Below are 12,881 nucleotides of genomic sequence, written 5' to 3' on the forward strand. Positions count from 1 at the left end.
TATTATCTCTTTGTATCCGGTGTCTACTGTTGATATATCCAGCTGATTTTATTCGTATTATTGATTTCACCGTGTTCCTCTGTTGGTGCTTGTGTATCAAATGGTAACTTGTTGGGAATTTGTTTATAAATAGTGTTGACCTAAATGTTTTGTTTACGGAATATTGTTAATAGAGTTGTGATTGTTTACGACTTTCAAAACAAAAATAATCAGATATTTCATGTGAAGGAAACATCCGGGAGACAAATATGAATTCCATTAGTCTAACTGCGAAGGCAGTTCGTCGCGGTTTACTTGCTGCGGCAGTTACGGGAGTTGCATTCAGTAATTATGCAGTTGCCGAAGAGGTCGATAGTAAAAAGGTCGAACGTATTGAAGTGACGGGTTCGCGTATCAAGCAAGTGGATATGGAAACGGCTTCACCTGTGACCGTTATTACTGCCGCCGATCTTAAAGTCACCGGTGAGACCTCTGTTGCCGACGTATTGAATAACGCCAGTATCAACAGTTTTGGTTCGTGGCGTGGTATGTCCGGTTATGGTGCCGGTGCCAGTGCAACCAGCGATGTTAACCTGCGTGGTCTGGGTTCTCAGGCCACGCTTATTCTGCTTGATGGTCGCCGTATGCCTGGCACCAGTTCAAGCTCTGGAACCGTTGCCGATACTTCCAGCATTCCAATGGCCATTGTTGAGCGAATCGAGATCCTGCGCGACGGAGCCTCTGCGGTTTACGGCTCAGATGCGGTTGCCGGGGTAATAAACATTATTACCAAGAAAGACTTTGAAGGGGTCGAGCTTAACTACACTGGTGAATCCCCGGATGTAGAAGGCGGCGATGCTTCACGCTTTTCGGTAGCGGCGGGTTACAGCACCGAAAAAGGCAATATTACGGTGACATTTGAGCACTATGACACCACTTCCGTATATGACAGTGATCTGTGGGATGAAGGTGGTGCCGATTGGTTCTTGAACAACGGCAGTACTTTCAGTCCTTCACCAAACGGTTTATACAACACCGGCTTGTTGGATGAGAAAGGGGAGGAGATTTACGACTTTTACTATAACTCGGAAACTTGCGCTCAGGTCGGGGCGACTCAGGAAGCCGCTTCACGTTGTCTGTATGATCCTGGTTCAGTGACCAAGCTATTTGGTAACGTTAACCGTAACAGTATCTTGTCTAACTTCAACTATCAGTTGAGTGAAGATATCCAGTTCCGTGGTCGCGCCTCTGCCAGTTTTAGTGAAACCAATACCCGTTATGCTGGTACACCGGTCTCAACCAATCTGCCCGTGATGGCAGCCGATAACGTGATGAATCCGGTAGATAAGGATCTGACGGTTTATATGCGTTCTGCGCAGATAGGGCCGCGAGATACCACTACCGAAACCAATTCTATCGACTTCCTGGCCGGCTTGGTGGGGTACTGGGATGTGGGTAATGGTATCGATTGGGAAATCAATGCTCAGCATACTCGTTCTACTACAGACTCGTTTAATTACAATCTGATCAACGACAACATAGTTCAAGATCTGATCGATACAGGTGAGTACGATATCTTCAATACGACAGGCATGAGTTATGAAGCTTGGAATGCGCAGATGTCAGATCTCTATCGTCAAGCCGCTCATACCGGTGTATATCAGGCCCAGTTCAACAGCACTCAATTTGATGGTTTGTTATCCGGCATGTTGTATGACAGCAATGGCATTACGCTGGCGGCCGTTGTCGGTGCCGAGTATGAAATGATCGAGTTTACGCAGCTGAGCGATCCGCAATCTGCCGCCGGTATTATCTCTGGTGGTTCGGGTGGCGATGATGTGGATGCTACTCGTGACCGTAGTTCGGGTTACGTAGAGCTGCAATCTTCATTGCCTTACAATATCGACTTGTCTGCCGCGCTGCGTTATGAGCGTTATGAGCAGGAAGGCAACATAGCTTCTGGCCATGTGTCTTCGACTTTTGATTCTGTCGTGCCCAAGCTTTCTGCCAGTTGGCGTCCGATAGACTCTCTGTTGCTGCGTGCCAGCTGGGGTGAGTCTTTCCGTGCTCCTAACATGGGTGAAATGTTTGCTGGTGAAGCACTGAGTTTTGAATATGCTTTAGATACCCTGTGGTGCGCCGAAAATTCAGATGAAAACTACTGTGCCAATAACCAGCAGCATAAAACCTTCTACGGTGGTAACCCCAACTTGGAAGCGGAAGAGGGTGAATCTCTGACACTGGGCTTTGTCTGGAACGTGACCGACGATTGGAGTATCGAAACCTCCTACTACGACATCAGTTATGACAACAAGATTGAAGTGGTGGACGTTGATGATCTCATCCGTGAAGAAATCGCCAACGGTGGTTCTCAGTACATAGTTCGTGGCAGTGACGGCAAGATTGAGACCATTCATACTCAATACCGTAATCTGAGTGCGCTGGAAACCTCAGGGGTTGATTTTGTTACCAATTACAATTTGGCCACTGGTGTGGGTGACTTCCGCATGAAGCTGGAAATGACTCATGTATTGGAGTACAAGACCAAGGCCGATGCTACCTCGGACTTCTTTGATGAAGCGGGTTTGCAGGATCTTCCTCAATGGCGAGGCAGTGCATCTGTCAACTGGAGCTATGACAAGTGGGGAGCTGCCTGGGCCGTCTATTACATAGGTAGTCAAGACTCGGGCGCAGAGATCTATAAGAATCCTGATCTTGTTGATATCTCAAGTTACTTTAAGCACAACCTCCAGGTAAGTTATGCCCACGACTGGAATGGCTCTATTACCCTGGGTGTCAACAATCTGTTCGATGAAGAGGCACCCACCTGGTATAGCTATGATGGTTTCCGTGACGTTAACACAGGTTTGTACGACGTACTGGGCCGCACCTGGTTTGTGACCATCAATCAGAAGTTCTGATAAAACGCCGATCCTCCCTTACGGCTTAGCCCCGCCATTTTGGCGGGGCATTTTTATGCTTCACCGTGGGCCGATGGGGCCGCAGTGCTTTAATGGGGCAGTAAAAAACACACAAACACAAAAAAGCAACCTCTTGGGTTGCCTTCATTACGCCTGATGTCAATCAGTGGTTCAATCTCAACTCTTGTCTGTGTTCATGTTTATATTGCTCGTGGCAACGTTCACAGCGCTGCTCGGTCGGATCTTTAACGAGTCGATGTGACTCGATTTCTGCTTCACAGTCTGCGCAAAGACCGTAAAGTCCTAAATCCAGTTGGCACAACGCGGCATCCAGTCGCAACAGCTTGTGATAGAGTGGGTGTTTGCAAAGATCGGCTTGGGTCATGGTTTCAATCAGATCACTGAGAGATATTTCAGGATCCCAATGAGGTCCGAGCGCCATTATCTCTTTCCTGAGATCGATTTCTAACGCCGACAATGCTTGTCTGATATGGGAGCTACTCACTGATAATTGCCTGTAAAAGATAGAGTCTACGGTCATTCAGTCTAAACAGCCGAGTCAATGTCACTATGATAAAGATCAATTCAGGGCGACATTTTCTGTCTTCAGCGACAAAATTGTCAGAATCGCTCACATCTTGTCATCTATTTCCCGGTAAGCCTGACTTAGCGTGGCCACTATGTCATCGGTTTGCTTGTGTACCCTCAGTTCTCTGAATAAAGCATCGGCTTGTGGATACTGGCGATTAAGATAACTGAACCACTGCTTTATTCGTGCTGGATAGTAACAACTCTTGCGACCGCTGAGCTCTTTTTGGCTATAACTCATCAGCAGAGCCAGAGTTTGCTGCCAGCTATATTGTGGGGCATCGTTTTTGATGTGATCCGCCAAATTGGGCAGAGAGATGGCACCGCGGCCCACCATGATACTGTCGCAACCCGTTACTTCCATGCAGCGCAGGGCATCTTCCCGGTTCCATATTTCGCCGTTAGCGATCACCGGGATGGGTAATTTTTCTCTAATTTCAGTGATATATTCCCAGTAAGCCGGTGGACGGTAACCGTCTTTTTTACTGCGGGCATGGACGGCTAACTCAGTGGCGCCGGCTTCATAAATCGCCAGCGCATTTTCCATAAACAGACTCTTGTCTTCAAATCCCAAACGAATTTTGGCTGTGACCTCATGGGGCGCAGGAACCGCCTGGCGCATGGCTTTGACTATCTTGTGAATTTGTTCCGGGTATTGCAGCAATACGGCACCGCCCTTGCTGCGGTTAACCATCTTGGCCGGACAACCAAAGTTGGCATCTACCCCTTGGGAGCCCAGTTCAATGGCCCTCAAGGCGTTTTCGGCCATCCAACCAGGCTCTTGCCCTAAAAGTTGTACCCTGACCGGCGTACCGCTGAGGGTCATGCCGCCTTGCAATAGTTCGGGACAAAGGCGATGGAAGACTTTATCTGGCAACAGCTGATCGACTACACGTACAAACTCAGTGACCATCAGATCATATGGGTTGATCGCCGAGAGTAGCTCCCGCATCAGATTGTCAACAACCCCCTCCATAGGGGCGAGAATAATACGCACGTGTTTAAGGCCTGACTGAAATAGAAAGTGGCGCATTCTACCTTAAATCCCATTCGTCACCAATCCATGGCTTGAAAGGCCAAGACCTGTTTGAGATTTGTTCCGGTTAACCGCTTGATTTTATCTTGATTTACTATTTTACTGAATCTCGTCCTATCAAGGCGTTTGGATAAAAACTGTGATCCGTGATTGAAAATGTGAAATAGATTCTGCTGTCCTCGGGTCTGATAGTGCAAGCCGGTCATTGAGGCCGGTCACTCGTAACAACTCTATGAGCAAAGGCAGGAAAGATAATGAAGACAGTCAAGACAACGACAGTAGCAGCCGCTTTGGGTATGGTTATCGCCGGCAGCGCCGTCGCGGCAGAAGCTCAAGCCAATCCTTTTGGTTTTCAGGCTATGGAAGCCGGTTATCAATTGGTTGGTAATGAAGGTAAGTGTGGCGAAGGCAAATGTGGCGATAAGAAAGTCAAAGAAGCCGAACAAAAAAGCCGTGAGGGCAAATGCGGTGAAGGCAAGTGTGGTGAGGGGATGAATAAGGCTGCCGAAGGCAAGTGTGGTGAGGGCGTGAATAAGGCCGTTGAGGGTAAGTGCGGTGAAGGTAAGTGCGGTGAAGGCATGATGCACTCAGCCGAAGGCAAAGCTAAAGCCGAAGAGAATAAAGCCAAGGCAGAAGCCAACAAAGTCAAGGAAGGCAAGTGCGGTAGTAACCACTGAAGCTGAATAGTGCAGGGCGCATTGCGCCCTGTCTGAAACCACAAGGCGGTAATTATTTATGAATAACAGTGTCGGTTTGGGGCTTAGGCGGGAGATGTTGGCCGAGTTTTGTCAGGCAGCACCGAGGGAGGCCGACTTTTTTGAAGTCGCGCCGGAAAACTGGATGCGTCTTGGCGGTAAGTTTGGCAAACAGTTTCGACAATTGACCGAAAAGCATTCCTTTTATTGCCATGGGCTCAGTCTCTCCATCGGTAGCCCGGATCCGCTGGATTTGGCGTTTATCGAGGAGATTAAGCGGTTTCTCGATTTGCACCAGATAGATGTCTATTCAGAGCACTTAAGTTATTGCTCCGCCGATGGGCATATGTACGATTTGATGCCAATCCCTTTTACCTATGAAGCTGTGCGACATGTTAGTGCCAGGGTCAAACAGGTTGAAACGATTCTAGAGCGGCCATTGATTCTGGAAAACGTGTCCTTTTATGCCGCGCCGGGCGCCGAGATGACAGAGCAAGAGTTTGTCTGCGCCGTGTTGGAAGAGGCGGATTGTCGTCTGTTGCTGGATGTTAATAATATCTATGTCAACTCGGTTAATCATGGCTATGATCCTGCAGCTTTTCTGGCGGCGATGCCCAGTGAGCGCATCGCTTACCTGCATATTGCCGGCCATTATCAACAGGATAGAGATCTGATTATCGATACCCATGGCGCCGATATTATCGATCCTGTCTGGCAACTGCTGGCAGAGTGTTATCGATTGCACGGGGTGCATCCTACCTTGCTGGAGCGGGACTTTAATATTCCCGAAACCCGAGTCTTGTGCCAGGAGTTGAGGCAGATAGACTCGCTACAACGTCAGGCCTTGGATGCTTTTGCGCAACAGAGGAGAGCTTAATGGCCTTGGCCCAGTTACAGCAGGCTTTTGTGGCCTATTTGCGGCAGGAAGATATGCCTTTGCCGGCCGGCACCGATGAACGGCATATGCAGGTATATCGCGAGCTTTTTTTCAATAATGTCAATGGCTTTGTCTCCAATGCTTATCCGGTTCTCAAGTCGCTGCACACTGAGGCGCAGTGGTTGGCGTTGGTAAAGGATTTTTTTGCCCGCCATGAATGTCAAAGTCCGCTGTTTATCGATATCGCCGCCGAGTTTCTCGACTATCTGTGCCGTGAGCAGGCAAGTGCATTGGATGTCATGCCTTTTATGCTGGAATTGGCACACTACGAGCTCTTGGAACTGCAGGTCTCTGTGGCCGAAGATGATTCGGCGCCTTGGCTCAAGCAGGCTGACATTCAGGCGCTTGAACAGCTAACCACAAAATTGCAGCTGGCAGCCACCGCCAGAGTGGCGCAATATCAGTTTGAGGTAGATAGAATTAGCCCTGATTTCCGCCCGGATTCGGTGGTGGCCACCCCGGTATTTTTCTGTGTTTATCGTGATCGGGAAGAGGAGGTGTGCTTTTTAAGGCTCAACCCCATGACGGCGCAGTTGCTGGCCAAATTGCAGCAAACGCCAATGAGTTTTAGCCGGTTGCTTTCCTGGCTCGTAGAGACATTTCCCTCATTCCCTGGGCAGCAGCTTTATCAAGGGGCGCTCACGACGCTAATGGAATTGGCGGCGCTGGGTATTATTCGTAAACGAGTGGCTGCGGCTATATAACCAGACACTGAATACCCACCTTGAGGCCTATTATATGTGTCGACTATAGCCCGAGCAGGGGAGGACTCATGATGTTATTCCTGGGGTTCAGGTATGGGGCAAAGTGCCTGTAAAACGCCAGGTTGTGGTTTTTTGGCTAATCCCATTGAAAAAACATGGTTTTTATCGGCGTGATAAAGGGCTAGAATGGCGCGGTTTTGTGATTAAGATCACTGCCAAACTAGCCCTGGAAGTAGAGGAGCTGTCATGAGTCAGCCGTTTAAAGACCCATTCAACATATTGTATTTTCTTGGTTTTATTCTGGTAATGCTGTTACCTACATTGCCCGCCAGTCTTTCTTGGCTGAAGCATGTGGGATTGATCTGAAGCAGTAAGATCCCGCTTTTGCTACAATGGCCACCCTCAGCGGTGGCTTTTGTTTAGGAGCGATCGATTTTCCAAAGGAAAGCGGATGGTTATCAAAAGGGGCTTCTTTTTAATCTCGGGGATCCTGAGCTTGTGCATGGGGTTGCTCGGCATCGTCTTACCTGTGTTGCCGACAGTTCCCTTTATTTTATTGGCCGCCTTCTGCTTTGCCCGCTCCAGTGAAAGATTGCACGACTGGCTGCATCGCCATCCTTGGTTCGCCCAGCCTCTCAGCGACTGGCATGCTCGAAAGGCCATGCGTAAGAAATTAAAAAGAAAGGCTTTATTGATAACGGGCGCCAGTTTTTCCCTCAGTATTGCCTTAGTGCCGCTTGGGTGGGTTAAGCTCTTGCTGGCCGTTTGCGGCATCTGCTTGTTGTTATTTCTGTGGCAAATTCCTGAGCTGGAAGATAGTGAGTGATCCTGTAGACAAAAACGCCGACTTGTCGTGATTTTGTCATTCAGTTGGGGTAGCCTTGGCGCGCCTTGAAACTACCAGGGAAACTTCATGAGTTTCAATATTTTGCTTGTTGATGATAATAACATCAGCCAACAGGCTTTGGCGGAATTGTTCCAGAGCCAAGGTTGGCACTGTACGCTGGCCACCAATGGCATGCAGGGGCTGGTCTGCGCCGAACGGCAAACTTTTGATGCCGTGATCAGCGGTTTTTACATGCCTTTGCTCGACGGGCCGCACTTCATCCCGCTGCTCAGGCAACTCGATGGTTATGCCAAGCTGCCTGTGGTGGTACTCAGTACCCATAGCCAAGAGAAGGTCGCCGCCAGTATGGATATGTCACAAGTCAGCGGCTTTTGGAGAAAACCGTTGAACTGTGACACAAAGCAACAACTCCTGGATCACTTATCAACAGAGATTGTTGCATGGCGGATTAAAGCGGCTTAAGCTTTAGCCGGATTTTTGAAATGCAGTCCACCTTTGCGTGGACTTTTTTGTTGTAAAGAGCCGGGCCCAGTGTCTGGAAACTAAGTATTGAGACTATGGCAATGAACTCCGACAGCTTAAGCCTGATTAAGCAAAGCATTAAAACCATTCCGGATTATCCAAAAGCCGGGATCCTGTTCCGCGATGTGACCAGTCTGCTTGAAGACCCGGTTGCCTACCAATTGAGCATTCGCTTGCTGGTGGATCATTATAAAGATCATGGTTTTACCAAGGTTGTCGGTACCGAAGCCCGTGGTTTCCTCTTTGGGGCCCCTCTGGCGCTGGAACTAGGTGTGGGCTTTGTTCCTGTGCGTAAGCCCGGCAAACTGCCAAGAGAAACCATAGCCGAGAGCTATGAGCTGGAATATGGTCACGACACCCTGGAAATGCATGTCGATGCCATAGTACCGGGTGACAAGGTACTGGTTATTGATGACTTGCTGGCAACCGGTGGCACCATTGAAGCTACGGTTAAGCTTATCCGTCGTTTGGGAGGCGAGGCCAAACATGCAGCGTTTATCATTTCTCTGCCTGATCTGGGTGGTGAACAACGCCTGACCGAACATGGGCTTGAGTTAGTCAAACTGTGCGAGTTTGAAGGCGAATAAAAGCTCAGCCCTGCCGCTTTGCGGGTCATCTCGGTAGCATGAAGTCATACCTCATGTTATTGTTTTACGATCCGCGGAGCTTGCTCCCGCAAAGATATTTTTATGGATTTTGGGGAGTTTCATGTCCTATCAGGTACTAGCCAGGAAATGGCGGCCTGCCAGTTTTGATCAGGTAGTCGGCCAATCACATGTATTGCATGCATTGACCAATGCCCTGAGTCAGCAACGACTGCACCATGCTTATCTGTTTACCGGTACCCGCGGCGTCGGCAAGACCAGTTTGGCGCGCCTGTTCGCCAAAGGGCTCAATTGTGAAACCGGGATCACCGCCAAGCCATGTGGCCAATGCAGCGCCTGTCAGGAAATTGCCCAGGGGCGATTTGTCGACCTTATCGAAGTTGATGCCGCTTCCCGTACCAAGGTAGACGATACCCGCGAACTGCTTGACAATGTTCAGTATCGTCCGACCCGGGGGCGGTTCAAGGTTTACCTGATAGACGAAGTGCACATGTTGTCCCGCAGCAGTTTCAATGCGCTGCTCAAGACACTGGAAGAACCTCCAGAGCACGTCAAATTCCTGCTGGCCACCACAGATCCGCAAAAGCTGCCGGTGACAGTGCTTTCCCGCTGCTTGCAATTTAACCTAAAGAGCCTGGATCAGACTGAGATGGCTGGTCAGCTGCAGCATATTTTGCAAAGCGAAGGCCTCAAGTTTGAAACCTCTGCGCTGACGCTTCTGGCGCGAGCCGCCAACGGCAGTATGCGTGATGCCCTGAGTCTGACCGATCAGGCCATCGCCTTTGGGGCCGGGCAGGTGATGCTGGAGCAGGTCCAAACCATGCTCGGCGCCATAGATGAGCGCCAGGTGCTGGCGCTGTTTGATGCGCTCCTTACAGGTGATATCGCCAAAATGATGCAGGAGGTGGCCAAGGTGCTGGCATTTGGCGCCGATGCTGCCGAAGTGCTGCGCAGCCTGCTGGAGCTCTTGCATCAGATAACCCTGAGTCAGTTTGCACCGGCGGCGGCCAATCTGTCGCTGTTCGGCCCCCAAATTACCCATTATGCTGAAAACCTCGCCCCCGAGCAGGTGCAGCTCTATTACCAGTTGCTGCTCAGCGGTCGTAAAGAGCTGCCTTATGCACCGGATCCCAAGTCAGGGCTGGAGATGGCGTTACTCAGAGCCGTTGCCTTTGTGCCGGAAACACCACCCAAACGTTGGCAAAGGGGCGAAGTCGCCGATCTATCCACCTTGGAACACAGCAATAGTGCCCCCGCAGCTGCAGGGGCGATGAATCAAGCTGTGGCAAGCAATAACGCCGATGAGATAAAACCTCAAGCCGCCTCTGCTCAATCTGTTACAAGCCGGGTTGTCGAAGCGCAAGTCGAGAAGCCGCAAGCTGCCAAGATGCCAACACAGGTAAGCTCGGTGGCTGAGACGCAGGCGAGCAGTGTTGACTCACAGATGGCTGCCGATGAGGGCGAAGATGCAGACGAACAGGCCTTATTGGCCGAACAAGCGCTGCTGTTATCCCAGGCCGGTAGCATGGGCTTTGGGAATGAGGCCTCTGAGCCTGTTAAAGTGGCCGAGTCTCAGCCAGCAGAGCAACCGGCTGCAGCTCAGCCTCACCAGCCAGTGTCACAAGCTGAAACCTCGGTTATTAGCGATGAGCAGCAGTCCCAGGATGACTTCTACGCTGCCATGAGCTACTCACAACAAGGTGAAGGGCAGGATAGCAGCCTGGATTTTTATCAGCAGCAGATGTCGATGGACGGTCAGATGCCATCCGCTGCCGACAAGAGTGCCTCCGAAGTATCGCTGCCAAGTAAGCCATCAAGCGAGTCAGTGCCTGCCGATGCCAACATAGAATCTGCCAGCGATGACATCTTGGGTGATGATCTGCTCGATCAGGTGCTTGCCACCCGGGATTTGCTGCTCAGCGATATAGAGGCGGCCAGCCCCAAGGACGGTGAAGAAAAAAAGCCTTTGCTGGAGCGCCGCAGCGCGGCCGCAGCTCCTGAGTCCGATGCTGTAGCGGCTACTCAGCCTGAAGCGGAAGCAGAGTCAGAAAACAACCCTGAGCGGCATAATGGTCTTGAGCAAGGAAACAGCTCTGAGCCCTCCCAAGCAGAAACGCAAACTCCTGTCGCCGGGGAAATGCCTTTTGGATCTGGCCCAAGTCATGTCGCGGCGCTCAAGGAAGATAGGCCGCCATGGGAAGAGGCCCCAGAGGGTGCGGTTGCAGCGGGTCGCGAGGTGATGGAAGACAGTGAAACGGTTCAAAATGCGGCTTTCTCACAAGCTGAACCTGAGTCTGTGCCTGAGCCACAAGCACAACATCCCGCGCCGCAGACAGTACAGGACGCTGCACCACAGACGATAGAAGAGCCGGTACAAGAACCTGCAAAAGCGATTAGGCAACCGCCAAGTCAAAACATTGTGGCAAACGCCGAGGCTCGGCCCGCTCCCGAACCGGGCTTAGCACTAGACCCAGGGGCCGCGGATGTCTTTGCCCATGCTCTGCCCAGCGGCCATCCACAGGATCTCTATTGGTATAAATTGATGTCCGCGCTGGAGATTGGCGGCCGGGTGCGGCAACTGGCGGTAAACTCAGTCTGTGAGCGGATAGCTGAACCGCTGCCCTTGCTGCTCAAGCCGGATCAGAAGCACTTGGCGGCAGACTCGGCCATCAAACAGCTCGAAGAGGCGCTTTCCAAACTGTTTGGGAAACCTTGCCGCACAGAGATTGTCGTAGGAGTAGATGACCAAAGGGAAACGCCGTTGGAAATTCGTCATCGTTTTCATCAGGAACTCCTGAGCGGGGCTCATGCTTCATTGATGAATGACGAAAATATTCAATGGCTTGTTAGTCATATGGGGGCCGAACTGGATCAGGATACTCTCGGCTATCCCCCTGAGCTGCTCAGTCAACGGGCTAATTTGATTGCAGACAAGGCGCCCTAGGGCCGGTGGATGTTACCCGCTTCATAAGATTGCCGTTCAATGCGACTCTTGGATTGCCAAGCGGGTTTATTTCAGTAACATTAGCCAACTTTGACCTGTTACTCACAACTTGAATTGAAGAGATAAAGTTATGTTTGGAAAAGGCGGTATGGGCAACCTGATGAAGCAAGCCCAGATGATGCAAGAAAAAATGGCCAAAATGCAGGAAGAGATCGCCCGCATGGAAGTCACAGGTGAGTCAGGCGCAGGCTTGGTGAAAGTCACCATGACCGGCAGCCACAATGTTCGCAAAGTCGAGATAGATCCCAGCCTGCTGGAAGACGACAAAGAGATGCTGGAAGATCTGATCGCCGCGGCCTGTAACGATGCGGCCCGTCGTGTTGAAGAGAACCAAAAGTCCAAGATGGCCGAAGTGACAGGTGGCATGCAATTGCCTCCTGGCATGAAGATGCCATTCTGAGTCGGAATAACAGATGAAATTCAGCCCATTGGTTGATGAATTGATCCAGTCGCTGCGCTGTTTGCCCGGTGTCGGCCCTAAGTCGGCACAGCGGATGGCGTTTCAACTGCTTGAGCGCGAGCGTAAAGCCGGGCTCAAGTTGGCTGAAGCGTTGGAGCGGGCCATGAAAGAGGTGGGGCATTGTCAGTCTTGCCGCACCTTCACCGAGGAAACGCTTTGTCCCATCTGCGCTAGTCCGCGGCGCGGCAATGCCGATACCATCTGCGTGGTTGAAACGCCGGCCGATGTGTTGGCTATCGAAGCCGGTGGGCATTACAGTGGTCGTTACTTTGTGCTGCTGGGGCATCTATCGCCGCTCGATGGTGTCGGACCTGAGGAGCTGGGACTGGCGCTACTGGAAGAGCATCTGGCCAAAGGTGAGATTGCTGAGCTTATCTTGGCCACCAACCCGACAGTGGAAGGCGATGCTACGGCGCATTTTATTGCCGATATCGCCCATCGCTACCAAGTCAAGGTGAGCCGTATCGCTCATGGGGTTCCGGTAGGCGGTGAGCTGGAATATGTCGACAGCACTACCCTGGCATTGTCGTTCAATGGGCGAATGCCGCTCTGAAGCTAGGTTGAATAAGCCTTCTGTGAATAC

General features: G+C 50.9%; 12 protein-coding genes. 10 read left to right on the forward strand and 2 right to left on the reverse strand.

Annotated elements, in window-relative coordinates; translation table 11 throughout:
• The first annotated feature begins 248 nt into the window (after nucleotides 1-248).
• Nucleotides 249-2,900 (forward strand): TonB-dependent receptor, encoded by a 2,652-nt coding sequence (locus tag CBE72_RS03525; RefSeq protein WP_100142342.1) that lies wholly within the window; start codon nucleotides 249-251, stop codon nucleotides 2,898-2,900.
• 163 nt (nucleotides 2,901-3,063) lie between these two features.
• Here CBE72_RS03525 and CBE72_RS03530 read toward each other — a convergent pair whose 3' ends face one another.
• Entirely contained in the window at nucleotides 3,064-3,405 is a 342-nt protein-coding gene (locus CBE72_RS03530) for a TraR/DksA C4-type zinc finger protein (protein ID WP_100142343.1), read from the reverse strand.
• A gap of 126 nt (nucleotides 3,406-3,531) precedes the next feature.
• Nucleotides 3,532-4,485 (reverse strand): tRNA dihydrouridine(16) synthase DusC, encoded by a 954-nt coding sequence (gene dusC, locus CBE72_RS03535; RefSeq protein WP_100142631.1) that lies wholly within the window; start codon nucleotides 4,483-4,485, stop codon nucleotides 3,532-3,534.
• 293 nt (nucleotides 4,486-4,778) lie between these two features.
• On the opposite strand from dusC, the gene CBE72_RS03540 reads away from it, so the two are divergent.
• The 9 genes from CBE72_RS03540 (at nucleotide 4,779) to recR (ending at nucleotide 12,851) form a co-directional block, all read left to right on the forward strand.
• Entirely contained in the window at nucleotides 4,779-5,201 is a 423-nt protein-coding gene (locus CBE72_RS03540) for an HvfA family oxazolone/thioamide-modified RiPP metallophore (RefSeq protein WP_100142344.1), read from the forward strand.
• A gap of 58 nt (nucleotides 5,202-5,259) precedes the next feature.
• Nucleotides 5,260-6,096, forward strand: coding sequence for an HvfB family MNIO-type RiPP peptide maturase (locus CBE72_RS03545; protein ID WP_100142345.1), 837 nt, complete (start codon nucleotides 5,260-5,262; stop codon nucleotides 6,094-6,096).
• Nucleotides 6,096-6,860 (forward strand): HvfC family RiPP maturation protein, encoded by a 765-nt coding sequence (locus CBE72_RS03550; protein ID WP_100142346.1) that lies wholly within the window; start codon nucleotides 6,096-6,098, stop codon nucleotides 6,858-6,860. The genes CBE72_RS03545 and CBE72_RS03550 overlap by 1 nt, the downstream gene beginning before the upstream one ends.
• A 451-nt stretch (nucleotides 6,861-7,311) precedes the next feature.
• Nucleotides 7,312-7,686, forward strand: coding sequence for a YbaN family protein (locus tag CBE72_RS03560; protein ID WP_100142348.1), 375 nt, complete (start codon nucleotides 7,312-7,314; stop codon nucleotides 7,684-7,686).
• A gap of 87 nt (nucleotides 7,687-7,773) precedes the next feature.
• Nucleotides 7,774-8,169, forward strand: coding sequence for a response regulator (locus CBE72_RS03565; RefSeq protein WP_100142349.1), 396 nt, complete (start codon nucleotides 7,774-7,776; stop codon nucleotides 8,167-8,169).
• A 95-nt stretch (nucleotides 8,170-8,264) separates the two neighbouring features.
• A complete protein-coding gene (gene apt / locus CBE72_RS03570) occupies nucleotides 8,265-8,816 on the forward strand; it encodes an adenine phosphoribosyltransferase (protein WP_100142350.1) in 552 nt (183 codons plus the stop codon).
• Nucleotides 8,817-8,937: 121 nt separating this feature from the next.
• Nucleotides 8,938-11,778: a DNA polymerase III subunit gamma/tau gene (dnaX, locus tag CBE72_RS03575; RefSeq protein WP_100142351.1), complete on the forward strand. Its 2,841-nt coding sequence runs from the start codon at nucleotides 8,938-8,940 to the stop codon at nucleotides 11,776-11,778.
• A 130-nt stretch (nucleotides 11,779-11,908) separates the two neighbouring features.
• A complete protein-coding gene (locus CBE72_RS03580) occupies nucleotides 11,909-12,238 on the forward strand; it encodes a YbaB/EbfC family nucleoid-associated protein (protein ID WP_025011505.1) in 330 nt (109 codons plus the stop codon).
• A 13-nt stretch (nucleotides 12,239-12,251) separates the two neighbouring features.
• Nucleotides 12,252-12,851 (forward strand): recombination mediator RecR, encoded by a 600-nt coding sequence (gene recR / locus CBE72_RS03585; RefSeq protein ID WP_100142352.1) that lies wholly within the window; start codon nucleotides 12,252-12,254, stop codon nucleotides 12,849-12,851.
• Nucleotides 12,852-12,881: the final 30 nt, after the last annotated feature.

Source organism: Shewanella carassii, from assembly GCF_002777975.1.
Taxonomy (GTDB): Bacteria; Pseudomonadota; Gammaproteobacteria; order Enterobacterales; family Shewanellaceae; genus Shewanella; species Shewanella carassii.

Bases quoted from the DNA above. Each gene is read 5' to 3' on its own strand.
- CBE72_RS03565 (WP_100142349.1), top strand. From the start codon at position 7,774: ATGAGTTTCAATATTTTGCTTGTTGATGATAATAACATCAGCCAACAG.
- CBE72_RS03580 (WP_025011505.1), top strand. From the start codon at position 11,909: ATGTTTGGAAAAGGCGGTATGGGCAACCTGATGAAGCAAGCCCAGATG.
- CBE72_RS03545 (WP_100142345.1), top strand. From the start codon at position 5,260: ATGAATAACAGTGTCGGTTTGGGGCTTAGGCGGGAGATGTTGGCCGAG.
- CBE72_RS03550 (WP_100142346.1), top strand. From the start codon at position 6,096: ATGGCCTTGGCCCAGTTACAGCAGGCTTTTGTGGCCTATTTGCGGCAG.
- recR (WP_100142352.1), top strand. From the start codon at position 12,252: ATGAAATTCAGCCCATTGGTTGATGAATTGATCCAGTCGCTGCGCTGT.
- CBE72_RS03560 (WP_100142348.1), top strand. From the start codon at position 7,312: ATGGTTATCAAAAGGGGCTTCTTTTTAATCTCGGGGATCCTGAGCTTG.
- CBE72_RS03525 (WP_100142342.1), top strand. From the start codon at position 249: ATGAATTCCATTAGTCTAACTGCGAAGGCAGTTCGTCGCGGTTTACTT.
- apt (WP_100142350.1), top strand. From the start codon at position 8,265: ATGGCAATGAACTCCGACAGCTTAAGCCTGATTAAGCAAAGCATTAAA.
- CBE72_RS03540 (WP_100142344.1), top strand. From the start codon at position 4,779: ATGAAGACAGTCAAGACAACGACAGTAGCAGCCGCTTTGGGTATGGTT.
- dnaX (WP_100142351.1), top strand. From the start codon at position 8,938: ATGTCCTATCAGGTACTAGCCAGGAAATGGCGGCCTGCCAGTTTTGAT.